Raw genomic sequence first — 22,847 nt, forward strand, 5'->3', positions numbered from 1 at the left:
GTGACGACGAAGCTACGCACCGTATGGCCGAGGGGTGAGGGATCTGGCATTTTCCAGTGGGACATGCCCCGAGTGACTAAGGTGGGTCAACTGACCCCGTTTTCACACCAGTTGCGTGAGCCAGTTGAACCGCGCGCCCACCGGCGTGCGTCAACGGCGCCCGGGCGCGCTCAGAGTGGTGAGCGCGGCGGCGTGCGCCCCGCCGGATTCGGCCACGATCTCCGCGACGGTCTGCGGCTCCCGCACGGTCGCGAACGCCACACCCCCGGCACCGTCCTGGACGAACCCGTAAATGCCGGGCCGGGCAAGGGAGTTGTAGGCGTAGTGGGCCGCGAAGTAGTACGCCCCGGTGTCCAGCGCCGCCGCGTGGTCCCCCTGCTCCAGCAGGGGCAACGCCTGCCCCTGCGCGAGCAGATCACCCGCGAAACAGGCCGGACCGGCGACGTCCTGCACCACCTCGGGACCCGACTTGGGCCGCCCCTTCCCGTCGTAGGCGGCGATCCGCAGCGGCCACGACTGCGGCGCGTACACCGTCCGTGTCGCGACCTGCACCCCCGCGTGCGTGATCGCGATCGGCCGCCCGCCGGCGCTCTTCGCGTACTCGACCCGGGCCACCACCGTCCCCTGCTTGGCCAGCATCGACCGCCCGAACTCGGTCACCAGCCCGTACCGCCCGTCGAACAGCCCCGGCACCGCCTCCCTCAACAGCCGCGCGTACTGGGCGTACGTCGGGCTCGTCGCGTCCGTGCCGAAGTTCACCCCCAGCCCGCCGCCGATGTCGAGCGTGTCGATCTGCCGCCGCCCGAGCCGCGCGTTGATCTCCTCCGCCAGCTCGTACGTCTCGGCGACACCCCGCGCGAGCAGCGCCGGCGGAATCCCCTGCGACCCGGTGTGCGCGTGCAGCCGGCTCAGCCACGGCCGCTCGGCGAACGCCCGCACCACCCACTCGCGCGCCCCCTCGTCCCGCAGCGCCACCCCGAACTTCGAGGTCGCCGTGGCCGTGGACAGGGCGGCGATCGACCCGCCGCCGATCTGCGGATTGACCCGGATCCCGAGCGGCGAACGGCTACTGGCCGACCGCATCAGCCCATCGACGCGCTCCAACTCCTGCGGATTGTCGACGTTCACCGCGATCCCCAGCGCCAGCGCCTCCCGCAGCTCCGCCGTCGTCTTCGCGGGCGCGTCGAGCACGGTCCGCTCCGGCCGTACGCCCGCCGCCCGCGCCAGCGCCAACTCGCCCGGGCTCGCCACCTCCGCGCCGATGCCCTCCTCGTGCAGCAGCCGCAGCACCGGCACGAGCGGGCTCGCCTTCACGGCGAACGCGTGCAGCACGGGCGTCCCGGGCGCCGTCACCGCGTCGAACGCCGCGCGCAGCGCCGCCGCCGACTCCCGGACACCGGTCACGTCCAGCAGCGCGACGATGGGCGAGGCCGGCCCCAGCAGCCCCTGCTCCACGGCGGCCCGCACCGCCTGGTCCCGGCGCACGGTCCGCTCGGCGCCGTCCGTGTGACCCTGGTGTACGTCGTTCACTGCGTCCCCCGTCGTGTCGTTGTCGGTGGTCGTCCGGCCGGTCCGCATATCCGGCCGAACACCCACAGCCTGCCCACATCCGAGCCTCGATGTATTGACTAGTTCTATTCAGAACGCCAGGATGTGAATAACCGCAGTAAAGATGTGCCGTAGACATCCGCTGATCGCAGTCCGTTGATCGAAGTCCGCTAGGAGGCAGACCATGTCAGGACCCCGCCCCGTACGAGCACCGCGCGGTACGGAACTGAGCGCCCTGGGATGGCAGCAGGAAGCCGCCCTGCGGATGCTGCAGAACAACCTGGACCCCGAGGTCGCCGAACACCCCGACAAGCTCGTCGTCTACGGCGGCACCGGCAAGGCCGCCCGCGACTGGCGCTCCTTCGACGCCATGGTCCGCACCCTGCGCACCCTCAAGCAGGACGAGACGATGCTCGTCCAGTCCGGCCGCCCCGTCGGCGTGATGCAGACCCACGAGTGGGCGCCGCGCGTCCTCATCGCCAACTCCAACCTCGTCGGCGACTGGGCCAACTGGGAGGAGTTCCGGCGCCTGGAGGCCCTCGGCCTCACCATGTACGGCCAGATGACGGCCGGTTCGTGGATCTACATCGGCACCCAGGGCATCCTCCAGGGCACCTACGAGACCTTCGCCGCCGTCGCCGCGAAGAAGTTCAACGGCACCCTCGCCGGGACGATCACGTTGACGGCCGGCCTCGGCGGCATGGGCGGCGCCCAGCCCCTCGCCGTGACCATGAACGACGGCGTCGCGATCTGTATCGACGTCGACCCCCGCGCCATCGACCGCCGCATCGAGCACCGCTACCTCGACGTCAGGGCCGACAACCTGCGCCACGCGCTGGAGCTGGCCGTCGAGGCCCGCGACGCCCGCCGCCCGCTCTCCATCGGCCTCCTCGGCAACGCGGCGGAGCTGCTTCCGCAGATGCTCGCCGAGGGCGCCCCGATCGACATCGTGACCGACCAGACCTCGGCCCACGACCCGCTGGCCTACCTCCCGGTGGGCATCGACTTCGACGACATGGCCGACGCCGCCGCAAAGGACCCGGCGGGCTTCACCGTCCGCGCCCGCGAGTCCATGGCCACGCACGTCGAGGCGATGGTCGGCTTCATGGACGCAGGCGCCGAGGTCTTCGACTACGGCAACTCGATCCGCGGCGAGGCCCAACTCGCCGGATACGAGCGGGCGTTCGCCTTCCCCGGCTTCGTCCCCGCCTACATCCGCCCCCTCTTCTCCGAGGGCAAGGGCCCCTTCCGCTGGGCCGCCCTCTCCGGCGAGGCCTCCGACATCCACAAGACGGACAAGGCGATCCTCGACCTCTTCCCGGAGGCTGAGTCCATTCAAAACGCGTCCCTGCACCGCTGGATCAAGATGGCGGGCGAGCGGGTCCACTTCCAGGGACTCCCGGCCCGCATCTGCTGGCTCGGCTACGGCGAGCGGGACAAGGCCGGCGAGCGCTTCAACGACATGGTGGCGAGCGGTGAGCTGGCCGCCCCGCTGGTCATCGGCCGCGATCACCTCGACTCCGGCTCCGTCGCCTCGCCCTACCGCGAGACCGAGGCCATGCTCGACGGCTCCGACGCGATCGCCGACTGGCCGCTGCTGAACGCGATGGTGAATGTGGCGTCGGGCGCGTCCTGGGTGTCGATCCACCACGGCGGCGGCGTCGGCATGGGCCGCTCCATCCACGCGGGCCAGGTCTCGGTGGCCGACGGCACGAAGCTCGCGGGCGAGAAGCTCCGCCGAGTCCTCACGAACGACCCCGGCATGGGCGTCATCCGGCACGTGGACGCCGGCTACGACATCGCGGAGCGGGTTGCCGACGAGCGGGGTGTGCGGGTGCCGATGCGCGAGGGTGACGACGCGTGACCCTTCCGGGAGACGAGCGGGGCGGGGACTCCTCGGTGGGGACAGGAAGCCGGGCGTCGGCTGTGCCGACCGGTGATTCCTTCCACGAGATGTGGCGCGAGCTGCTCCCCATCGGTCGGCACCCCGACTCCGGTGGCTATCGCCGGTTCGCCTGGACGGGTGCCGACGCCGAGTGCCGGGCCTGGTTCGAGGAGCAGGCCAAGGCGCGCGGCCTGACCTACGAACTCGACCGCAACGGCAACCAGTGGGCCTGGCTCGGTGACCCCGCTGCCGGGGACGCCGTGGTCACCGGGTCGCACCTCGACTCGGTACCCGACGGCGGCGCCTTCGACGGACCCCTCGGAGTCGTCTCGTCCTTCGCCGCGCTCGATGAACTGCGGGGCAGGGGCGTGGAGTTCACCAGGCCGCTCGCCATCGTGAACTTCGGTGACGAGGAAGGCGCCCGCTTCGGGCTCGCCTGTGTCGGGTCGCGGCTGACCGCCGGGCAGCTCACCGTCGAGCAGGCGCACCGGCTGACCGACGGCGACGGGGTCACGCTCCCGCAGGCCATGGCGGCGGCCGGCTACGACGCCGACGCCATCGGCCCCGACCCCGAACGGCTCGCCCGCATCGGCGCGTTCGTCGAACTCCACGTCGAACAGGGCCGCGCCCTGGACCTGTCCGGCGACCGGGTCGGCATCGCCAGCGCCATCTGGCCGCACGGACGGTGGCGCTTCGACTTCCGGGGCGAGGCCAACCACGCCGGCACCACCCGCCTGGTGGACCGCCGCGACCCGATGCTGTCGTACGCCGAGACCGTGCTCGCCGCCCGCCGCGAGGCCCAACTCGCGGGCGCCGTCGCCACGTTCGGGAAGATCGCCGTGGAACCGAACGGCGTCAACGCCATCCCCTCCCTCGTGCGCGGCTGGCTCGACTCCCGCGCCGCCGACCAGGACACCCTGGACACGGTGGTCACCGGCATCGAGAAGGCGGCCCGCGAGTACGCGGAGGCGCACGGCATCGACCTCGACATCGTCCGGGAGTCCTTCACTCCCGTCGTCGAGTTCGACCACGCCCTTCGCGACGAACTCGCCCGAGTCCTGGGCGCGGGTTCGGGCGCGGGCGCGGGTTCGGGTACGGAACTCACCGTCCCCGTCCTCGGCACCGGTGCCGGACACGACGCCGGAATCCTCTCGGGGAGCATCCCGACCGCCATGCTGTTCGTGCGCAATCCCACGGGCGTCTCGCACTCCCCGGCCGAGTTCGCGGCCGAGGACGACTGCGTGGCCGGGGTGACCGCACTCGCCGACGTACTGGAAGGGCTGGCCTGCAGGTGACGCACCCCACCACGCACCCCACCACGCGGATGTACTGGCTGGAACACGCCTGGCTCGACACCAACGTCGAGCCGGGCGTCGCCCTGGAGGTGGGTGACGGACGGATCGCGGCCGTCCGCACCGAGGTCGACACCCCGCCCCCCGGCGCCGAGATCCTGCGCGGACTCACCCTCCCCGGCCTCGCCAACGCCCACAGCCACGCCTTCCACCGCGCCCTGCGCGGCACCGTCCAGGTCGGCTCCGGCACCTTCTGGACCTGGCGGGAGTTCATGTACTCCTTCGCCGACCAGCTCACCCCGGACACCTACCACGCACTGGCCCGCGCGGTGTACGCCGAGATGGCGCTGGCCGGGATCACGGCGGTCGGCGAGTTCCACTATGTGCACCACGCGCACGGCGGCACCCCGTACGCCGACCCCAACGCCATGGGCGAGGCCCTCATCGCCGCCTCCTCCGAAGCCGGTATCCGCATCACCCTCCTCGACACCGCCTACCTCTCCTCCGGCTTCGGGCAGCCCCCCAACCACCACCAGCTCCGCTTCTCCGACGGAAGCGCGGACGCCTGGGCGGAACGCTGTTCACTTCTCAAGGAACGGGATCACGCGAGGATCGGTGCCGCGATCCACTCCGTACGGGCCGTGCCCGCCGGTGAGTTGGCGACGGTGGCCCGCTGGGCCGAGGAGCGGCGGGCCCCGCTCCACGTCCACCTGTCCGAGCAGACGGCGGAGAACGACGCCTGCCGCACGGCCCACGACTGCACGCCGACCCAACTCCTCGCCGACCACGGGGTGTTGGGCCCGCGCACCACGGGCGTCCACAACACGCACCTCACGGACGAGGACATCGCGCTGCTGGGCTCCACCGGGACGGGCACCTGCATGTGCCCGACGACGGAACGGGACCTGGCCGACGGCATCGGCCCGGCGGTCGCCCTCCAGCGAGCCGGCTCACCCCTCTCCCTCGGCTCGGACAGCCACGCCGTCATCGACCTGCTCGAAGAGGCCCGCGCGATGGAGCTGAACGAGCGCCTGCGCACCCGCACCCGGGGCCACTGGACGGCGGCGGCCCTGCTCCGCGCGGCCTCGGCCGACGGCCACGCGGCACTCGGCTGGGACGAGGCGGGCAGCCTCACGGCAGGCGCCCTCGCCGACTTCACGACGATCGCGCTCGACTCGGTCAGGACAGCGGGCCCGGTACCCAGGCTCGGCGCCGAGACGGCCGTATTCGCGGCGACGGCAGCGGACGTACGGCACACGGTCGTGGGCGGCCGGCACGTCGTACGCGACGGGGCGCACGCGCTCGTACCGGATGTGCCGCAGGCCTTGGCGCAGGCAGTCGAAGCCCTGCGTGCCTGACAACCACCCACGAGGACACGATGAGTAGCAGCACTGTCATCACCAACATCGCCACGCTCGTCACCAACGACCCCTCCCTGGGTGATGGCTCGCCTCTCGGTCTGATCCAGGACGCGGCCGTCGTCATCGACGGCGACCGCATCGCTTGGACCGGTGAAACAAGCAAAGCACCCGCCACTGACAATCGGGTCGACGCCGGTGGAAGGGCGGTCCTGCCGGGCTTCGTGGACTCCCACTCGCACCTCGTCTTCGCGGGCGACCGCACCCAGGAGTTCAACGCCCGCATGTCCGGGCGGGCGTACAGCGCGGGCGGCATCCGTACGACGGTCGCGGCGACGCGCGCGGCGAGCGACGCGGAACTGGAGGCGAACCTCACCCGTTACCTGGACGAGGCCCTCCGCCAGGGCACCACCACCTTCGAGACGAAGTCCGGCTACGGCCTGACGGTCGCCGACGAGTCCCGCGCGCTCCGCATCGCCGCCGCGCACACGGACGAGGTGACGTACCTCGGCGCGCACATCGTCTCGCCCGACTACGCCGACGACCCCGCCGCATACGTGGCACTGGTCACCGGCGAGATGCTCGACGCCTGCGCCCCGCACGCCCGTTGGATCGACGTGTTCTGCGAGAAGGGCGCGTTCGACGGCGACCAGGCGCGCGCGATCCTCACGGCGGGCAAGGCGAAGGGCCTGCACCCACGCATCCACGCCAACCAGCTCTCCTACGGCCCGGGCGTCCAACTCGCCGTAGAACTGGACGCGGCGAGCGCGGACCACTGCACGCATCTCACGGACGCGGACGTGGACGCACTGGCGGCCGGCCGGACGGTCGCGACGCTCCTCCCCGGTGCCGAGTTCTCGACGCGGGCGCAATGGCCGGACGCGCGCCGCCTGTTGGACGCGGGCGTCACGGTCGCCCTGTCGACCGACTGCAACCCCGGCTCGTCCTTCACCTCCTCCGTCCCCTTCTGCATCGCGCTGGCCGTACGGGACATGGGGATGACTCCGGACGAGGCGGTGTGGGCGGCCACGGCGGGCGGGGCGGCGGCGTTGCGACGCGACGACGTGGGCCGGGTCGTGGTGGGGGCGCGTGCCGACTTGACTCTGCTGGACGCGCCGAGCCATGTGCATCTGGCGTATCGGCCGGGGGTGCCGTTGGTGAGTGGGGTGTGGCGGCGGGGTATGCGGGTGGTCTGACCAGGGCATCTCGGAGGATTTCAACGGATCTCATACGTCCCCTGTCCGCTGAAAGCGGGTTGAGGGCGTCGTGAAACCGGGTGGGCGCAGGCTCTGTTCCAGAAGGAAGGCGAACCGAGCCCCGACCGGGGCCGCGCCCGATCCCAAGGAGCAGATCATCATGGCCATCACCCTTACCGACCAGGACAAGAACACCCTGCGTACCGCCGCGTACGGCGCCGTCACCCTCCTGTCGGCAGCCGGTGCCGTCGCCGGCTCGCCGCACCGGATCGCCACCCAGGGCAGCCTCGCCCTGAGCTCGGCGACCGGTCAGGTCGGCCACGTGCTCGCCGAGCACTCCAAGATCGCGAACCTGGACGGCAAGTCCGTGGCCGAGATCGCCGACCACGTGCTGCCCGCCCTGACCAGCGCGATGAGCCTGCTCACGAAGCAGGATCCGGCGGAGGCCGACAACTTCCGCAGCACCGTCCTGGTCACGGTCGAAGCGGCGGTCCGGCCCAAGAAGGGCGAGGTCAGCCCGGTCATGACGGAGATGGTCCGCAAGATCACCACCGCCCTCGACGCCGCGTGATCGGGTGACTGTCGGTCGAGAAGGTGGCTGGTACCGGGGCGACTGTCACGTGCACTCGGTGTGCTCGCACGGCGGTGAGCTGACGCCGGAACGTCTTGCCGTCGAGGCGCGGGCGGCGGGACTGGATTTCCTGACCGCCACCGAGCACAACAACGCCGATACGCACGGCACTTGGGGTCGCTACGGCGGCGACGATCTGCTGGTGATCCTGGGGCAGGAGGTCACCACCCGTACCGGGCACTGGCTCGCGCTGGGGGTCCGGTACGGGCGGGTGGTCGACTGGCGGTACGGCGTGCGGGACGGGGTGATCGACCGGCATCTCGACGAGGTCCATCGGGGCGGTGGGCTGTGTGTGGTCGCCCATCCGCACGCGCCGTACGACTCGGGGACGTTCCTGTACCCGTACCAGGGGTTCGACGTGGTGGAGGTCTGGAACGGGCCGTGGACTTCGGACCTGCCCTGGCAGGCGGACAACGAGGCGGCGTTGGCGGAGTGGGGGAGTGGTCTTGCGGCGGGTGTTCGGCAGGGCGGGTGGCGGCCGGCGATGGGCAACAGCGACGCACACCTGTCGGGCCAGATCGGCGTTCCGCACACCGTGGTGCGGGCCGGTGAGCTGAGTACGGCCGCGGTGCTCGCCGGCATTCGCGCCGGGCGGAGTTGGATCGCCGGTTCTGCCGACGTCGAGTTGTCGTTCGAGGTCTCTGCGGGCGCTCAACGGGTGTGTATCGGCGGGCAGTTGGAGAGTGGTGCGGGACCGGTCGTGGCGCGGGTGGGTGTGAGGGGTGTGCCTTCGGGGGTGGTCAGTCTTCACACCGGGGCGGGGAAGGTCCACGTTGCTTCGCTGTCCGCTGCGGGAGTGGGCGCGGTGGAGTGGCGTACCAGTGCGCGGGAGTCGGCGTTCGTCCGGGTCGAGGTGCGTCATCCCGGGGGGAGCATGGCGGCGCTGAGCAACCCGGTAACTCTGCTCTGATCACGGGGTGTTGGGTGCCCTCGCGCACAACGCGTCGTCGATCAGGGCGCTGGCCGCGTTCTCCTGGGCCAGGATGTGCTCCAGGGTGTCGCCGCGTGCCTCGGACATGGAGACGACGGCGCTTCGCCTGCCGTCGTCGGTGACACCGTTGAGGGTGATGTAGCCGCCGTCCCCGCCCTCATGGCCCCAATAGGTTCCTCCGCAGCTCAGGGGGCGTTCGGCCAGGCCGAGTCCGTATCGGCCACCGGGCCAGAGCTGTTGGACCTCCGCGCTCACGGGGACGGTGTGCTTCATCTCGGCCAGTTGTCGCGGCGGCAGCAGGCGGCCGGCGAGCAGCGCGCGGAGCAACGCGTTCTCGTCCCGCGTGGTCGTGACGAACGAGAGGTTCTCGTAGTCCACGGGTATCTGGTCGGTGACGTCCACCTCGGAACCGGGGCCGAAGAGTTGGTAGGCCTTGGCGTGCGGCCGGGGCAGGGTCGGTGAAGTACCGCGCCACCGGGTTTGGTTGAGGCCGAGCGGACGCAGGATCCGGTCTTCGATTTCCTGGTGGGCGGGTCGGCCGGAGGCTTTCTGGATGAGGGTGCCGAGCAGGACGTAACCGGTGTTGGAGTAGCTCCAGCCTTCGCCCGGTGGGGAGTTCGGCGCGTGGGCCATGGCGCGAGTGACCAACTGCTCGGGGCTGTAGACGAAGTAGCGCTGCTGGTAGTACTCGGCCGGTGTGGTGTACCCGGGGAGGTCGTCGCGGATTCCGCTGGTGTGCTGGAGCAGTTGGCGGACGGTGATGCGGCTGCCGTCGTTGCCGTTGCCCCGCACCACTCCTGGCAGCCAGTGATCGACCGTGTCGTCCAGGGACAGCCTGCCCTCGGCCTCCAACTGGAGCACCACGGTGGCGACCAGCGTCTTGGACGTGCTGGCCATGCGGAAGTAGCCGTCGGAACGGACCGGGCGGCCGGTGTTCAGGTCGGCGGTACCGCTGGTGGCGACCCACTCCCGGCCACCGGCCGCGACCACGCGGGCCTGCACCCCGCTGACACCGAGCGCGTGGATCGCCTTGGTGTTCTGCCGTAACCGCTCCGCGGGGGAGGGGGTGGTGGGCTGGGCTACGGCGGTGCCCATCTCTGCGGCGAGCAGGGTGGCTATGCCGAGTGCGATGACGAGGTGCTTCCGCAGGTCCGAGGTCATGGCTGAACGCTAGTTTCGCTCTTCGGCGGGGGCGATCCGGTGTGCCCCAGGAGAGGGGTGGGGGATAGCCCCCGGTGCGGCGGGAGTGCTCAGGGGTGGAACAGGCCTGACTTGATGCCGTGTATGAGGTGGGTCAACGGAGCGCGGGCGGTGGTGAGTTCGGTGTTCGGCGTGACGCTTTCGCGGAGGTGGAAGGCGTTACGGGTGGTGGCGAGTTCGACGCAGGTGTTGCCGTCGCCGCCGTCCGAGAAAGTGGACTTCTGCCAGTGCTTGTTCCCGGGCATGTGGGTCCTCGCGATTCCTTCTGCCAGGGTGCCGTTGGTCAACGGGCTGTGGATCGGCCTGCCTTGATGCCACGTATGAGGTGGGTCAAGGGGGCGATGCTGGTGGTGAGTTGGGTGGTGGGGGCGTCACTCTCGCGCAGGCGGAGAGTGTCGGGGGCGGCGGCGAGTTCGACGCAGGTGTTGCCTTCGCCGCCGTCCGAGAACGTGGACTTCTGCCAGTGCAGGGCGTGGCTCATGGTGCGTCTCACAGTTCCTTCGTCAGGTGGTGGATGAAGTCCCGCGACGCCGTGGAGTCCAGCGACGCCTTCTCCACCTTACGGAAGAGCGCTCGGAGCCGTTTCAACTGCGCTTCGGCATCGATGAACATGGTCCCGCCAGGGGTGTCCCTGAGCCCGGTGTCCAGTTGGGCCAACGGACCGCCCATGTACATCATTGAGGCGCCGGCCCCGGCGAAGCCGTCCTGGTCGGTCGGGATGACGCGAACCGTGGCGTGCCCCTCCTCGATCTCGGTCAGAATGCGGCGGAGTTGGGTGATGGATGCCTGGCGGTCCGCCACGCGGATCCGCAGTGCGAACTCGTGGATGACCGTCTCGTACGGCGTCGGGTTGTCGCCTTCGATGACGGCTCGCCGCTTCATCCGGTGGTCCACCCGGGGTGCCAGTTCGCTCTCCGGTAGCTCCGGACGCATGTACCCGAAGACCGCCCGCGCATAGTCCGGCGTCTGGAGCAGCCCGGGGACGTGCGTGATGACGACTTCCCGCAGGAACTTCGCGTGGTGCTCTGCCTCGGCCACGTCCAGGTTCACCTGGGGTAGGACACCTTTGTACTCGTCCCACCACCCGCGTGTGCGCTCGGTCGCCATCGCCACGAGGGCCTCGATCAACTCCTCGTCCGTGCAGGCGCAATGAGCCGCCAGTCTGCGCAGCCGTTCCTCGCTGATCGCTGAACTGCCGGCTTCGATCTGGCTCATGTGTGCCGAACTCGACCCAAGGAGCCCGGCCACCTCTTTGGCCGGCTTGCCCGCGGCCTCCCGTAGCTTGCGCAGCTCGGAACCCAGGCGCATGTGTCGGGCGGTGGGCTGGTTCCGCATGGTCATCCGAGTAACTGCCTCTCTGGGACTCCTCGTTCGGGGTCAGATTACGCGAGGCGGTTGCAGGGGTACGAATTTACACCCTACTGTCGGTGATGCCACGCACACGCTGCGGAAGCGCACCGCTTCGTCCTGCCATGACGGATGCGGCACTGCCACCGCGCGCACCCAACACCGACCGCCCCGGAGCTGCCGCATGCCCGAATCTGAAACCCAACCCGAGCCCGAGCCCTGGGAGTACTCCCTCTCCGTCCCGCACGACCGCCGTGCCGTCACCGTCTGCCGCCGCACCCTCCGCCTCGTCCTCACCGTGCACGGTCTCATCCGGGTCGCGGACACCGCCGAACTCCTCGCGACGGAGCTGGTGGCCAACGCCGTACTCCACACAAAGGGTCCGGTCATGCTCCGCGTGAGCTGGTCGGCGGGGGTGCTGCGGGTGTCGGGGCGTGGGACGCGGACCCCGAACCCCCCGAGCCGCCGGGGCAGTTGGCGAATCTTTTGGACGCTGAGGCAGGCCGAGGCCTCGCGTTGGTGCGGGCCTGCGCCGATCTCTGGGGCTGGCAGCCGTTGTCGAGGAACGGGCGGCGCGGCAAGTACGTCTGGTGTGACCTGAACGCCGCCTAGATCGTTGATCATCTCGAATTGATCGGACAGAAAGGAGAGTTGATGGTCAGCTCGTCGCACGAGGCGCTGCACCGGATCTTCCAGAAGGATCCCGCGCTTCTGACCCGTGCTCTGCAGGGCGTGTTAGGGATCCCCTTCCCCGAACCACGTGAGTTCGCCGCCATGAACGTGGACCTCACCGAGATCGAACCGGTCGAGAGGCGCGTGGACACGTTGCTCCGCGCGGAGACCGACGACGGGGCCTACCTCCTGGTCGTCGAGTCGCAGAGCGACATCGATAAGCGGAAACGCGGCAGTTGGCCGTACTACCTCAGCTACCTGCACGAGAAGTACCGCTGCGAACCCGTACTCATCGTCATCACCCAGAGCCACGCCACGGCCCGCTGGGCGGCGGAACCGATCCATCTCGGGGTACGCGGATGCCCCTCGCTGACGGTGCGACCGTTCGTCCTGGGACCGGACAACGTGCCGGTGATCGTGGACGACCGGGAAGCCGAACGGGATGTACCCCTTGCGGTGCTTTCGGCGATGACGCATGGCAAGGGTCCGCAGGCCGCCGTCATACTGGAATCCCTGGCAAACGCCCTGCGGACCATCGACCCGGACAGTGCCGCGGTCTTCGTGCAGTTCGTCGACTCGTGCCTGGCAGACCGCCAGGCCCAGCAGATGTGGAGGGACCTGATGACGGCGATCCAGTACTTCTGGCGGCACCCGCTGGCGGAGCAGGTACGTGAGGAAGGGCGGGCCGAGGGGTGGTCGGCAGCCATTCTCCGTACCCTCCAACGGCGTCAGATCGACGTCCCCGACGGTGTCCGCGACCGCATCCTCGCCTCCACCGACCTCGACGAACTCGGCACCTGGCTCGACCGCTCCCAACAGGTGTCCGACGCGATGGATCTGTTCGGCGACGACCGCTGAACCGTGCGGAACATCCAGTACTTCTGGCGGCACCCGCTGGCAGAACAGGTGCGTGAGGAAGGCCGGCGGGAGGGACGCGCTCAGGCACGCGCGGAGATCATTCTACGACTCCTCCGCGCACGTCAGATCGACGTCCCCACCCCCACCCGCGACCGCATCCTCGCCTCCACCGACCCCGACGAACTCGCCACCTGGCTCGACCGCTCCCACGACATCACCGACGCGAGGGAGTTGTTCACCGCACCGCGCTGTCCAGATGAGCGATGACCGCAGCCACATCACCACTCTCCGTATGCCGGATCAGCTCCAGCGCCGGGCGGACCAGGGCGCCCGGGCGGGCGATCAAGCGGGCGAGAACGGCGGCGCGGATGTCGAGGCGTTCGATGGTCGCCGCGCGCTCACTCTCACTCTGCCCCGCCAACAGCACCGCGTTCTCCCACGCCTCCGCGCGGGACTGGACGATGCTGAAGTCGAGGATCTGCTCGTCGGTGCGGCCGCCGACCTTGTCCAGGAGGGACAGGAGGGGTGACACCGCGTCGACCGAGTCCTGCACCGCCAGCACCACCCGCGCCAGGATGTCGTTGATCAGCAGGAAGTCGTGCCGTAGTGCCTGGATGTCCTTGCCGGGGTCGGTCCCCGCGGCGGCGACGGCCAGGTCGAGGTTGATGTGCGCGTTCACGCCGAGGATCAGGTGCTGGACGATGACCGTGTCGGAGTCGGCGAGCAGGCCGAAGGTCGCGCGCCAGCAACGTGGTCCACTGCCGTCGCGGAGCCACGCGTCGTGCGCGGCGAAGTAACGGTTGCCGAAGAGCGTGTCGAAGCGGTCCATCCGCAGGCCGTCCTCGAACTGGCCCTCGTGGATGGCCTTACGGATCTCGACCGTCACCTGTCGGTACAGCGCCGCGAAATACCCGATCCGGTCACCCGCACGGGTCGCCTCCCGCACGATCCCCGCAAGCCCGTCCACGACCTCGTCGATGTTCTGTGCCGTCATGCCCAACTCCCTTTTTCCGGAGCCTCAGTTCGGACTGCTGCCCAGTCTCACTGATAACGCCCGCTCCGGTACGGCACCCGCCTCACCCCGCCCGCCACCGCTGCTCCGCGCCCCCGCTCAACGGCACCAGCGACACCCCGGCACCGCCCTCCGGCGTCATCCCCGTCAGGATCGCGATCGCCGGACGGATCACCCCGTCCCCGTCCACCGTGAACCTCAGGTTGTCGCCGTGGCTCCCGTCCACCGAATCGCACTCCCAGATGCCGACCCCCTTCTCCACGGACCCCCGGCTGTCCAGGCACAGGTCTGAGTCGGCCGACGACTGCACCACCCCGCGTGCCGCGTCCACCCGCCACAACTGCGTGTCGGACGAGGTGCACGGTGCCGTGATCACATCCGCGCCCTCCGTCAGGTCGCCGTCCCGGATGTCCAGGCACCGGCCCGTGGAGACGTTCACGACCTGGGCGTACGTGCCGTTCGGCGCGTGGGTGGTGGGAGAGGGGGTGGGGGTTGCCGAGCGGGTCGGACTCGAACTCGGTTTCGGAGAAGGTGACTTGGAGGGGGATGCCGACGGCGTCACCGGGACCGTCGCCGTCACCGTCACCTCGGACGGGGCCGACGGGACGACCGCCACCGTCCCCGCCGCCGCTCCCGGACGCGGTGTCGCCCCACCCGGCCGCAGCACGAAGAACAGCAGCGGCACCAACGCCACCCCCAGCGCCGCCGAGGCCAGCACCAGCCGACGCGAGGGCGACCAAGTCGAGGGAGTACTGAGGGAGTTGCCCCTCACCTCCTCGCGACCGCTCATCGCGTACGACGTTCCCGCCCATGGCAGCAAACCCTCCGACAGCGTCGCCCGCGGAGCGTCCCGCAGCGCCGTCAGTTCCTCGTACGCGCCCGTGCAGTGGGCGCAGTGCGCCATGTGGGCGCGCAGGTCGGCGCTGTCGCGGGGGTGGTCGGGGCGTACCGACTGCTCGATCAGGCGCCGGAAGTCACCGCAGCGCGGGTCGTCGGAGGCGGCCAGGCGGGACTTCAGGCAGGCCTGCGCCATGGCCTGGAGGGCCTGTTCGGTGCCGTGGACGACGTCCTCGGGGGTGAGGCCGAGGAAGGTGGCGGTCACGGTCGCCGGCTCCCGCTCGACGATGCCGTACCAGACCAGGCCCTGGGTACGGGAGGAGAGGGAGAGGAACGGCGGGAGCATGGACGGGGCCGGGTCCGTCGTGTTCAGGAGCAGGAGGAGGCCGGAATCGAGGCCGGTCGAGCGGTCGTCCTGGGACCAGGACGCGGCCACCCGGCCTGTCAGCAGCAGGAGTTGGTGCCGCCAGGGGACTCCCGGGTCCACGCCGCGTGCCGTCTCGCGGGCCGCGAGGGTGAACGTCTGCGCCGCCAACTGCCGTGCCGCCGACTCGCTCGTGGTGCACAGGCGGGCGTAGGACAGCACGGACGGCTGGTGCCGGGTGCGGAGTTCCTGGAGGGCCGGGTAGAGCGTGGACGTGTCGGCGCGCAGCAGTTCCGTGAGCCGTGCGTCGGAAGCGTCGGCGGGGGTGTCGCCGTACTCGTCGGAGCGAACCATTCACCCGTCTCCTCGCGCCCGTCCTGACGGACCAGCCAGTTTGTCGGGTGACCATAGTGGTGGAAGAGGGCCGGTGGGGAAAGAGGTTTCTGTGGGTAACCCAGGGAACGGCACCGGAGCATCCGGGAACGCCTGAGCGCGGCGCACACACACGCGCGCCGCGCTCAGCACAGGCAGGGTGAACCCGGTCGGGGGACTGGACTACTCCTCGACCGTCAGGCCCTTCCGCAGCCGTACCAGGGTCCGCGACAGCAGCCGCGAGACGTGCATCTGCGAGATGCCCAGCTCGTCGCCGATCTCCGACTGCGTCATGTTGGCGACGAAGCGCAGGGAGAGGATCTGCCGGTCCCGGAACGGGAGTTCGGCGATCAGCGGCTTCAACGACTCGACGTACTCGATGCCTTCGAGTCCGTGGTCCTCGTAGCCGATACGGTCCGCGAGCGCGCCCTCGGAGTCGTCCTCCTCGGGCTGGGCGTCAAGTGAGCTGGCGGTGTAGGCGTTTGACGCCGCCATGCCCTCGACGACCTCGTCGCGGCTGAGCTTGAGGCGCTCGGCCAGCTCGGCCACGGTGGGGGCGCGGTCGAGCTGCTGGGCCAGTTCGTCGCCGGCCTTGGCCAGGTCGAGCCGGAGTTCCTGGAGTCGGCGCGGGACGCGCACGGACCACGAGGTGTCGCGGAAGAAGCGCTTGATCTCCCCGACGATGGTGGGCATCGCGAAGGTGGGGAACTCGACGCCGCGGCTGAGTTCGAAGCGGTCGATCGCCTTGATCAGGCCGATCGTGCCGACCTGGATGATGTCCTCCATCGGCTCGCTGCGCGAGCGGAAGCGGGAGGCGGCGAACTTGACCAGCGCGAGGTTGAGCTCGACGAGCGTGTTGCGGACGTACGCGTACTCGTACGTCCCTTCCTCGAGCGACTCCAGCCGCGCGAAGAGGGTCTTCGAGAGGGCGCGCGCGTCTACGGCGCCGATCTCGTCGTACGGGGGGATCTCGGGGAGCCCCTCGATGGGATTGGGATCCAGTTGTGCCGGTGGGGGTGTCGACGTCGCTGCCGGGGTAGGCGATGCGTCGAGCCGGGGTGACATGGCGTCCTCCATCGTTCTCGGCATATGGCTGCCGAAGCCGGTGCGTGCACTGCGGAGTGCGGCGCCTCCAAAGCCGGTTGTGTCGGGTCTTGTCGGTCGTATCGAATGTCCAAATACTTGTCTCTCCTAGCCCTACCCGCTTTCTGGAGCCCGCCGCAAGTGCGTTGTGTACCCATATGTCCATTTGTGGGCGGTTGTTCGGGTGTCGGAGAGTGTGAGGAAGGCGTAGTGTTCCAGCGCGAACGTCAACAGCCACGACCTCGGGAGAGAGAGACGGCATGGACCGCGGGACGGTCGGCAGCGCACAGTCTGGCCGGCTTCTGGTCGAGGTGCGGAAAGAGGGCCTCAGCGCTGTCGTGACACCGGCGGGTGAGTTGGATCACCACACCGCCGATCTGTTGCGGGAACCGCTGGAGGACCTGCTTGCCCATGGGTACGCACGGCTCGTCGTGGACTGCTCACGGCTGGAGTTCTGTGACTCCACGGGCCTGAACGTATTGCTCGGCGCGCGCCTGAAGGCGGAAGCCGCGGACGGCGGGGTGCACCTCGCGGGGATGAAGCCCGCGGTGGCGCGCGTGTTCGAGATCACCGGGGCGGATGCGGTCTTCACCGTCCACGACACCCTTGAGGCTGCTCTCGCCGACGAATAAGGGGTGTTTTGCCGGTTCGCCAGGGCAGGAGAACATCTGAACCTGTCGGAAACCGGAGCGACGAAAATGCACCTGACGCACGTACTGACTCTTGAACACGTACAGACTCTTGAATCGTGAACCGGTGAATCGGTGAGGTGAAGCGCTGATGAGCACCACCCGGCCCTACCCGCCGGGCGACCGCCCGGAGCCCGGTGGCGATTCCGCGCCGCCCGCCGGCGACGACGCCGAGCCCGCCATGGGGCGCGACACCCGCAGACTCGGTTTCGCGGGCGAGAGCGGGGTCGTACCCCTGGCCCGCGACTTCGCCCGCCAGGCCCTGTACGCCTGGGGCTGGCTGCCCGCCGAGGGCGCCGACCGGCGCGCCGCCGCCGAGGACGTGCTCCTCGTCGTCTCCGAACTGGTCACCAACGCCTGTCTGCACGCCGAGGGCCCGGACGAGATGTGGATCACCTGCGACAAGAAGGTGATCCGGGTCGAGGTCTCCGACCGCGGCGCGGGCCAGCCCGCCCCCAGGACCCCGCACCGCGCGGGCCGCCCCGGCGGCCACGGCATGTTCATCGTGCAGCGACTGTGCCTGGACTGGGGAGTCGTACGCACCCCGGGAGTCACCGGCAAGACGGTGTGGGCGGAGCTGGGCGCACCCGCCTAGGGTTACCCCCGGTCACCCCTTCCACTCGGCACTCCCTCCGTGCACGCCGGATCGTCACAACTCCGGCGTGCGCCTTGTCTTCCTTCCTCACGACCCCCGGCGTACCTTGACGGCCGATCTGATGTGCCGTCAGGAATGAGGGGACCGTGTCGTACCAGAAACGAACCGCAGCGCTCGCGTCCGTCGCGGCCCTCGCCGGCTCGGCGGTATTCATGGCCGCCCCCGCAGCGCGGGCCGACGTGGTCGACGTCAACTACAAGTGCGAGACGCCCATCGGCGTCAAGACCGCCGTCTCGCCGATCGACATCAAGGGCGTCAAGAGCGGCAGCGGCTACCAGCTCACCATGTCCTGGCAGAAGGGCGTCTCCTCCAGCCCCGTCGAACTCGGCAAGGGCGCGATGAGCCCGAGCGCCACCATCAAGCTGGGCGGCGCGGACAGCGGCACGGTCTCGGTGTCCGGCCCCGCCAACGCGGCCGCGATCCCCGCCAACACCCCCATCAAAATCAACGACTTGACGGGCACGTACACCCCGAAGGCGAGCGGCAAGGTCACCTTCACGGCGGCCGTCCTCACCATCAAGGCCCTCGGTACGACGACGACGTGCACCCCGACCAACAGCCCCGGCCCGTCCCTCACGTTGGACGTCACGGCGGCGGGCGGGTCGTCCGGGTCCACAGGCTCCACGGGTTCCACGGGCTCTACGGGTTCCACGGGTTCCAGCACCGGTACGGACTCCGGCGGCACCCTTCCGAAGACCGGCCCCGACGACTCGTTCGTCGCCCTCGGCACGCTCGGCGGCACGGTGCTGCTCGCGGGCGCGGCGGGCACCCTGTGGCTGACCCGGCGCAACCAGACGGCCCGCGCCCGCCGCTGACCGCCCCCTGCGAGACCGCCGCGCGCTTGCCGCGGTGGCCGAACGTCCGCGTACGGAAGTCGAGTTGACGGGATGACGGGAGCGGTGACGTGAGCGGCAAGGTGCGGGTTCCGGCGCTGGTGGCGATGCTCGCGCTGCTTCTGCTGCCGTTGACGGGGACGATGTCCGCCGCCGCCGCGGGCGGGCCCGCCGTGAATCTCTCGAAGTCGCAGGCGGGAGCGGGCGGTTCGATCACCGTCTCCGGGAGCGGCTGGCGGGCGGACGCCCTGCTGACGGTGCTGATCTGCGGACAGGCGACGCCCGCGCGCGGGGTGATCGGCGGGACCAACTCCTGTGCCAACGCGGACGGCAGAGCCGTCACGACGGACGCCAAGGGGGTCTTCAGCAAGAAGCTGCCGGTGTCCGAGCCGCCGGTGCCGTGCCCGTGCGTGGTGCATGTGGCGACGGTGACGGGGGCGAGCGCGTCGGCGGACGCGGTGTTCCAGGTGGCGGGTCACGCGATCGAACCACTCCCCGCCGAACCGTCGACCGGGCGCCTCTCGGTCCTGTCCGACCCCCGACTGGACGGTTCCAGCGGGCTGTTGACCTGGTTCGGGGCACCACCGTCCCGCACGCTGGTCTTCACTGTCGGCAACGCGGGCTCCTCCGCCGTCAAGAACCCCCTGTTCCAAGTCGGCACCGCCCACGGGGTGTTCGCACCGCAGTGGGACGACCAGCAGTTCAACGGCACGATCGCGCCCGGCGGCAAGGCGGAGATCAGACTCCCGGTCGAGCTGTCGGCCGGGGCGCACGGCGACTACGTCGTCTCGATGAAGTACGGCGGCCGGGTGCTCGCCGAACAGCCGTGGGGCGTGGGCCGCCCCTGGGGCGTGACCCTGTTCTGGATCCTGCTCTGCGTGGTCGTACCGGCGGCGGTGTTCCGTGTCGGAATGGCCGTCGTGGACCGGATCCGGCCACGACGGGCGGCCCGCAGCACGGGCCCGCCCCGGCACCGGGCTCTGCGCATGCCCACGCAACTCACCCTGCGCATGCCGAAGTTCGGCACGGCGGCCGATCCGCAGGAAGCCGCCCCTGTGACCTCGACCCTGCCGTGGTTCACCCCGGACTCCGATCCGGGCACGGCCGGCCGGCTCTCCGCACCGCACGACGACAGTCCGACGAGTCCGACGACTCCCACCAGGAAGGGACTTACGTGAGCAAGCCAAGGAGAGTCATATCGGCCGGCGGAGGCGGTGTACGGAGAGCGGGCGCGGCCACGTTCGCCCTGGTCCTCGGCGGTGCGGGTCTCGCGCTCGGGCTGAGCGCCCAGGCCGCGCAGGCCGCCGAGGTGTCCTACGCCACCCACTGCGTGCCGCCCGCCGGTATCGACCCGGTCGACGGCACCACCAAGGTCGAGATCACCGCGCCGGCCTCGGCGAAGGTGGGCGACACGGTCGACGTCGTCTGGAAGTTCACCCAGGCCGCGTCCAAGAACCCCGACATCATCGACCTCCCCGCCAACTCCGTTCAGCCGTCGGGCACGTTGAAGGCGGGAGGCGCGCAGACCGCGAACATCGCGATGGTGGGCCCGCGCGAGAACCCGGCGATTCCCAAGGGCGCGGTCATGACCCTGTCCGACATGAAGGGCTCGCTGAAGCTGACGACGGCGGGGGCGGTCACGCTGACTCCGGACGCGTACACGGTCAACGCGTTCTCGACGGACACGAAGTGCGCGCCGACGCAGACGGTCTCGCCTTCGGTGACGATCAACGTGACGGCGGGGGACGGCAGTTCGTCGAGCACGTCCCCGACCCCCTCGGACTCCACGTCGGCCACCGCGTCGGAATCCTCCTCGGAATCGGCCTCGCCCAGTGACTCGGAATCCGCGTCGGAGTCCACGTCCGCGAGCCCCAGCGACGGCACCGGCCAGACCGACTTCACCGGCAAGGAGGTCTCCGTCCCCTACGCGTGCAAGACGCCGATCGGTGACAAGAACGCGACCTCGGCCGTGCAGATCAACGCCACGAAGGACGGCGGGAGTTACGACCTCACCGTGCAGTTCAAGGGCTCGGTGATGGACAGCCCGGCCGACATCCCGGCGGACTCGGTGAAACCGTCGATGGAGGTCGTCCTGGGCGGCGCCGACAGCGGCACGGTCCATGTGGAGGGCCCGACCAACTCCTCCGCCATCAAGTCCGGCGACCCGATCGAGATCTCGGACCTGACCGGCACCTACAAACCGGGCGCGAGCGGGACGTCGACACTGGCCCCCGGCGTCCTCACGGTCAACGCCCTTGGTACGACGACGACTTGCACGCCCACGGAGTCGAAGGTCTCGCTGACCCTCGACACCACGGAACAGGCGAGCGGCGCGGCCGGGGGTTCCTCCACATCGGGCGGTACGTCGACCTCGACATCGACCTCCGGAGGCCTGGCGGAGACGGGCTCGGACAGCCACGGCGGTCTGAAGGCGCTGGGCCTCGTCTCCGGTACGGCGATCCTGTTGGGCGTGGCGGTGTTCACGTTCATGCCGGGGCGGAAGCGGGCTCGGTAGGCACCGGAAAACCCGAAGGGCGGCCGCACCGAGTGGTGCGGCCGCCCTTCGGCGGTTCGACGGGGGCTCAGTGCACGTCGCCCATGAGGGCCTTGACCTTCTTGCGGTACATCCAGACCGCCGCGCCCGCGAGGACCGCGAGGACGGCTTGCAGGGTGACGATGCCCGTCTTGTTGAGGTCGACGCCGGCGATGGACAGGAGGCCTGTCGTGGCGTCGCCCGCCGTGACCGCGAGGAACCAGACGCCCATCATCTGGGAGGCGTACTTCGAGGGAGCCATCTTCGTGGTGACGGACAGGCCGACGGGGGAGAGGGTCAGCTCGCCGACCGTCTGGACGAAGTAGATCGCCACCAGCCACATCGCCGCCGCCTTGTGACCGCCGTCGGCGATCGCGAGCGGGGCCAGGAAGAGGAAGAAGGACGCGCCGATCAGGACCAGGCCCATCGCGAACTTCGTCGCCGTGCTCGGCTCCTTGCCGCGGCGGGCCAGCGCCAGCCACGCCCAGGCGAAGACCGGGGCCAGGGCCATGATGAGGACCGGGTTGACCGACTGGTACCAGGAGATCGGGAAGTTCCAGCCGAAGACGGTGTTCTTCGCCGAGGAGTCGGCGAACAGGGACACCGTCGAGCCGCCCTGGTCGTAGATCATCCAGAAGACGGCCGCCGCGACGAAGAACCAGATGTACGCGGACATCTTCGACTGCTCGGCGCGGTCGAGGTCCCTGTCGCGCTTGATGCGGGCGATGACCAGGACGGGGATGAACAGGCCGGCGATCGTGATCGGGACCAGCAGCCAGTTCAGCGTGTAGTGGCCGGAGAATCCGACGATCGCGTAGAAGACGACCGCGACGGCCGCCCAGAGCGCCGACTTGCGCAGCGTGGCGGCCTTCTCCTCGGCGGACAGCGGCGTGGGGACGATGTCCGAGCGGGAACTGAGATGGCGCGTGCCGAGCAGGTACTGGGCGAGACCCAGGGCCATGCCGACGGCGGCGAGCGCGAAGCCGAAGTGCCAGTTGACCTTCTCACCGGCCGTGCCGATGAGCAGCGGCGCGGCGAAGGCACCGACGTTGATGCCGATGTAGAAGAGCGTGAAGCCGCCGTCGCGGCGTGGGTCGTCGGGGCCCTCGTAGAGGTGGCCGACCATCGTGGAGATGTTGGCCTTGAGGAGACCCGAGCCGATCGCCACCAGGCCGAGGCCCGCGAAGAACGTGCCCGAGGAGGGGAGGGCGAGGGTCAGGTGGCCGAGCACGATGATCACGCCCGCGACGGCGACCGTCTTGCGGGGGCCGAGGACACGGTCCGCGAACCAGCCGCCGGGCAGGGCGAGCAGGTACACGAGCGACAGGTACACCGAGTAGATCGCGGTCGCGGTGGCCGCGTTCATGTGCAGGCCACCCGGTGCCACCAGGTACAGCGGGAGCAGGGCCTTCATGCCGTAGTAGGAGAATCGCTCCCACATCTCGGTCATGAAGAGAGTGGCCAGTCCGCGGGGGTGGCCGAAGAAGGCGCTCTCGGAACCGGGGGTGCCCGGAGTCACCGAGTCCTTCGTCAGGCTGGACGCCATGGTCG

At 69.9% G+C, this 22,847-nt stretch carries 22 protein-coding genes and 1 pseudogene; 14 read left to right on the top strand and 9 right to left on the bottom strand.

Features of this window, described 5'->3' with window-relative positions; genetic code table 11:
• Nucleotides 1-150 precede the first annotated feature (150 nt).
• Complete coding sequence (locus ACIRRY_RS34645) at nt 151-1,578, bottom strand: diaminopimelate decarboxylase (RefSeq protein WP_403980725.1); 1,428 nt, start codon at nt 1,576-1,578, stop codon at nt 151-153.
• A gap of 154 nt (nt 1,579-1,732) precedes the next feature.
• Between ACIRRY_RS34645 and hutU the strand changes: the two genes are divergently transcribed.
• The 6 genes from hutU (at nt 1,733) to ACIRRY_RS34675 (ending at nt 8,820) form a co-directional block, all read left to right on the top strand.
• Nucleotides 1,733-3,412, top strand: coding sequence for a urocanate hydratase (hutU, locus tag ACIRRY_RS34650; protein WP_403980727.1), 1,680 nt, complete (start codon nt 1,733-1,735; stop codon nt 3,410-3,412).
• Between the two features lie 35 nt (nt 3,413-3,447).
• Nucleotides 3,448-4,728: an allantoate amidohydrolase gene (locus tag ACIRRY_RS34655; protein ID WP_403980879.1), complete on the top strand. Its 1,281-nt coding sequence runs from the start codon at nt 3,448-3,450 to the stop codon at nt 4,726-4,728.
• A gap of 29 nt (nt 4,729-4,757) precedes the next feature.
• The gene (locus ACIRRY_RS34660; RefSeq protein WP_403980881.1) at nt 4,758-6,083 is read left to right on the top strand and encodes a formimidoylglutamate deiminase; all 1,326 of its coding nucleotides are present in this window, start codon (nt 4,758-4,760) and stop codon (nt 6,081-6,083) included.
• Nucleotides 6,084-6,103: 20 nt separating this feature from the next.
• Nucleotides 6,104-7,279, top strand: coding sequence for an imidazolonepropionase (gene hutI, locus ACIRRY_RS34665; protein WP_403980730.1), 1,176 nt, complete (start codon nt 6,104-6,106; stop codon nt 7,277-7,279).
• Nucleotides 7,280-7,439: 160 nt separating this feature from the next.
• Nucleotides 7,440-7,850, top strand: a complete 411-nt coding sequence (locus ACIRRY_RS34670; RefSeq protein WP_403980733.1) for a hypothetical protein — start codon at nt 7,440-7,442, stop codon at nt 7,848-7,850.
• A gap of 4 nt (nt 7,851-7,854) precedes the next feature.
• Nucleotides 7,855-8,820, top strand: coding sequence for a CehA/McbA family metallohydrolase (locus ACIRRY_RS34675; RefSeq protein ID WP_403980735.1), 966 nt, complete (start codon nt 7,855-7,857; stop codon nt 8,818-8,820).
• Here the strand turns inward: ACIRRY_RS34675 and ACIRRY_RS34680 are convergent, their stop codons facing one another.
• The 4 genes from ACIRRY_RS34680 to ACIRRY_RS34695 form a co-directional block, all read right to left on the bottom strand.
• Nucleotides 8,821-10,002: a serine hydrolase domain-containing protein gene (locus tag ACIRRY_RS34680; RefSeq protein WP_403980738.1), complete on the bottom strand. Its 1,182-nt coding sequence runs from the start codon at nt 10,000-10,002 to the stop codon at nt 8,821-8,823.
• A gap of 89 nt (nt 10,003-10,091) precedes the next feature.
• Complete coding sequence (locus ACIRRY_RS34685) at nt 10,092-10,286, bottom strand: DUF397 domain-containing protein (RefSeq protein WP_403980741.1); 195 nt, start codon at nt 10,284-10,286, stop codon at nt 10,092-10,094.
• A gap of 38 nt (nt 10,287-10,324) precedes the next feature.
• Nucleotides 10,325-10,522, bottom strand: a complete 198-nt coding sequence (locus ACIRRY_RS34690; protein WP_403980743.1) for a DUF397 domain-containing protein — start codon at nt 10,520-10,522, stop codon at nt 10,325-10,327.
• 8 nt (nt 10,523-10,530) lie between these two features.
• Nucleotides 10,531-11,382, bottom strand: coding sequence for a helix-turn-helix domain-containing protein (locus ACIRRY_RS34695; RefSeq protein ID WP_403980746.1), 852 nt, complete (start codon nt 11,380-11,382; stop codon nt 10,531-10,533).
• Nucleotides 11,383-11,572: 190 nt separating this feature from the next.
• Here ACIRRY_RS34695 and ACIRRY_RS34700 point away from each other — a divergent pair.
• The 3 genes and pseudogenes from ACIRRY_RS34700 (at nt 11,573) to ACIRRY_RS34710 (ending at nt 13,185) form a co-directional block, all read left to right on the top strand.
• Nucleotides 11,573-12,000: pseudogene (locus tag ACIRRY_RS34700) on the top strand (ATP-binding protein).
• Nucleotides 12,001-12,042: 42 nt separating this feature from the next.
• Nucleotides 12,043-12,918, top strand: a complete 876-nt coding sequence (locus tag ACIRRY_RS34705) for a hypothetical protein (RefSeq protein WP_403980749.1) — start codon at nt 12,043-12,045, stop codon at nt 12,916-12,918.
• Nucleotides 12,919-12,921: 3 nt separating this feature from the next.
• The gene (locus ACIRRY_RS34710; protein WP_403980751.1) at nt 12,922-13,185 is read left to right on the top strand and encodes a hypothetical protein; all 264 of its coding nucleotides are present in this window, start codon (nt 12,922-12,924) and stop codon (nt 13,183-13,185) included.
• Here ACIRRY_RS34710 and ACIRRY_RS34715 read toward each other — a convergent pair.
• From ACIRRY_RS34715 to ACIRRY_RS34725, 3 genes are all read right to left on the bottom strand, one after another.
• The gene (locus ACIRRY_RS34715) at nt 13,154-13,912 is read right to left on the bottom strand and encodes a DUF5995 family protein (protein ID WP_403980753.1); all 759 of its coding nucleotides are present in this window, start codon (nt 13,910-13,912) and stop codon (nt 13,154-13,156) included. The genes ACIRRY_RS34710 and ACIRRY_RS34715 overlap by 32 nt on opposite strands.
• Nucleotides 13,913-13,994: 82 nt before the next feature.
• Nucleotides 13,995-15,485 (bottom strand): ricin-type beta-trefoil lectin domain protein, encoded by a 1,491-nt coding sequence (locus tag ACIRRY_RS34720; RefSeq protein WP_403980756.1) that lies wholly within the window; start codon nt 15,483-15,485, stop codon nt 13,995-13,997.
• A 201-nt stretch (nt 15,486-15,686) separates the two neighbouring features.
• Nucleotides 15,687-16,568, bottom strand: coding sequence for an RNA polymerase sigma factor SigF (locus ACIRRY_RS34725; RefSeq protein WP_403980759.1), 882 nt, complete (start codon nt 16,566-16,568; stop codon nt 15,687-15,689).
• A gap of 278 nt (nt 16,569-16,846) precedes the next feature.
• Here ACIRRY_RS34725 and ACIRRY_RS34730 point away from each other — a divergent pair, with 278 nt between their 5' ends.
• The 5 genes from ACIRRY_RS34730 to ACIRRY_RS34750 all read left to right on the top strand — a co-directional run bounded on the left by ACIRRY_RS34730 (nt 16,847) and on the right by ACIRRY_RS34750 (nt 21,278).
• Nucleotides 16,847-17,218 carry an STAS domain-containing protein gene (locus ACIRRY_RS34730; RefSeq protein WP_200682607.1) on the top strand — a complete coding sequence of 124 codons (372 nt, stop codon included), beginning with the start codon at nt 16,847-16,849 and terminating at the stop codon, nt 17,216-17,218.
• A 148-nt stretch (nt 17,219-17,366) separates the two neighbouring features.
• Nucleotides 17,367-17,870 (top strand): ATP-binding protein, encoded by a 504-nt coding sequence (locus ACIRRY_RS34735; protein WP_403980761.1) that lies wholly within the window; start codon nt 17,367-17,369, stop codon nt 17,868-17,870.
• Between the two features lie 146 nt (nt 17,871-18,016).
• A complete protein-coding gene (locus ACIRRY_RS34740) occupies nt 18,017-18,745 on the top strand; it encodes an LPXTG cell wall anchor domain-containing protein (RefSeq protein ID WP_403980763.1) in 729 nt (242 codons plus the stop codon).
• 125 nt (nt 18,746-18,870) lie between these two features.
• On the top strand, nt 18,871-19,941 hold the full coding sequence (locus tag ACIRRY_RS34745) for a hypothetical protein (RefSeq protein WP_403980883.1): 1,071 nt from the start codon (nt 18,871-18,873) through the stop codon (nt 19,939-19,941).
• A complete protein-coding gene (locus ACIRRY_RS34750) occupies nt 19,938-21,278 on the top strand; it encodes a hypothetical protein (RefSeq protein ID WP_403980766.1) in 1,341 nt (446 codons plus the stop codon). Before ACIRRY_RS34745 ends, ACIRRY_RS34750 begins: the two co-directional genes overlap by 4 nt.
• A gap of 67 nt (nt 21,279-21,345) precedes the next feature.
• Here the strand turns inward: ACIRRY_RS34750 and ACIRRY_RS34755 are convergent, their stop codons facing one another.
• Complete coding sequence (locus ACIRRY_RS34755) at nt 21,346-22,842, bottom strand: oligopeptide:H+ symporter (protein WP_403980768.1); 1,497 nt, start codon at nt 22,840-22,842, stop codon at nt 21,346-21,348.
• Between the last annotated feature and the right edge of the window lie 5 nt (nt 22,843-22,847).

It is taken from the genome of Streptomyces sp. NPDC101776 (assembly GCF_044766845.1).
GTDB lineage: Bacteria > Actinomycetota > Actinomycetes > Streptomycetales > Streptomycetaceae > Streptomyces.

What these genes read in the sequence shown, in the direction of transcription:
- hutI (WP_403980730.1), top strand. Translation starts at nt 6,104, where the DNA reads ATGAGTAGCAGCACTGTCATCACCAACATCGCCACGCTCGTCACCAAC.
- ACIRRY_RS34680 (WP_403980738.1), bottom strand. Translation starts at nt 10,002, where the DNA reads ATGACCTCGGACCTGCGGAAGCACCTCGTCATCGCACTCGGCATAGCC.
- ACIRRY_RS34695 (WP_403980746.1), bottom strand. Translation starts at nt 11,382, where the DNA reads ATGACCATGCGGAACCAGCCCACCGCCCGACACATGCGCCTGGGTTCC.
- ACIRRY_RS34725 (WP_403980759.1), bottom strand. Translation starts at nt 16,568, where the DNA reads ATGTCACCCCGGCTCGACGCATCGCCTACCCCGGCAGCGACGTCGACA.
- ACIRRY_RS34755 (WP_403980768.1), bottom strand. Translation starts at nt 22,842, where the DNA reads ATGGCGTCCAGCCTGACGAAGGACTCGGTGACTCCGGGCACCCCCGGT.
- ACIRRY_RS34745 (WP_403980883.1), top strand. Translation starts at nt 18,871, where the DNA reads ATGCTCGCGCTGCTTCTGCTGCCGTTGACGGGGACGATGTCCGCCGCC.
- ACIRRY_RS34705 (WP_403980749.1), top strand. Translation starts at nt 12,043, where the DNA reads ATGGTCAGCTCGTCGCACGAGGCGCTGCACCGGATCTTCCAGAAGGAT.
- ACIRRY_RS34645 (WP_403980725.1), bottom strand. Translation starts at nt 1,578, where the DNA reads ATGCGGACCGGCCGGACGACCACCGACAACGACACGACGGGGGACGCA.
- ACIRRY_RS34715 (WP_403980753.1), bottom strand. Translation starts at nt 13,912, where the DNA reads ATGACGGCACAGAACATCGACGAGGTCGTGGACGGGCTTGCGGGGATC.
- ACIRRY_RS34720 (WP_403980756.1), bottom strand. Translation starts at nt 15,485, where the DNA reads ATGGTTCGCTCCGACGAGTACGGCGACACCCCCGCCGACGCTTCCGAC.
- ACIRRY_RS34690 (WP_403980743.1), bottom strand. Translation starts at nt 10,522, where the DNA reads ATGAGCCACGCCCTGCACTGGCAGAAGTCCACGTTCTCGGACGGCGGC.
- ACIRRY_RS34685 (WP_403980741.1), bottom strand. Translation starts at nt 10,286, where the DNA reads ATGCCCGGGAACAAGCACTGGCAGAAGTCCACTTTCTCGGACGGCGGC.
- ACIRRY_RS34735 (WP_403980761.1), top strand. Translation starts at nt 17,367, where the DNA reads ATGAGCACCACCCGGCCCTACCCGCCGGGCGACCGCCCGGAGCCCGGT.
- ACIRRY_RS34730 (WP_200682607.1), top strand. Translation starts at nt 16,847, where the DNA reads ATGGACCGCGGGACGGTCGGCAGCGCACAGTCTGGCCGGCTTCTGGTC.
- ACIRRY_RS34660 (WP_403980881.1), top strand. Translation starts at nt 4,758, where the DNA reads ATGTACTGGCTGGAACACGCCTGGCTCGACACCAACGTCGAGCCGGGC.
- ACIRRY_RS34670 (WP_403980733.1), top strand. Translation starts at nt 7,440, where the DNA reads ATGGCCATCACCCTTACCGACCAGGACAAGAACACCCTGCGTACCGCC.
- hutU (WP_403980727.1), top strand. Translation starts at nt 1,733, where the DNA reads ATGTCAGGACCCCGCCCCGTACGAGCACCGCGCGGTACGGAACTGAGC.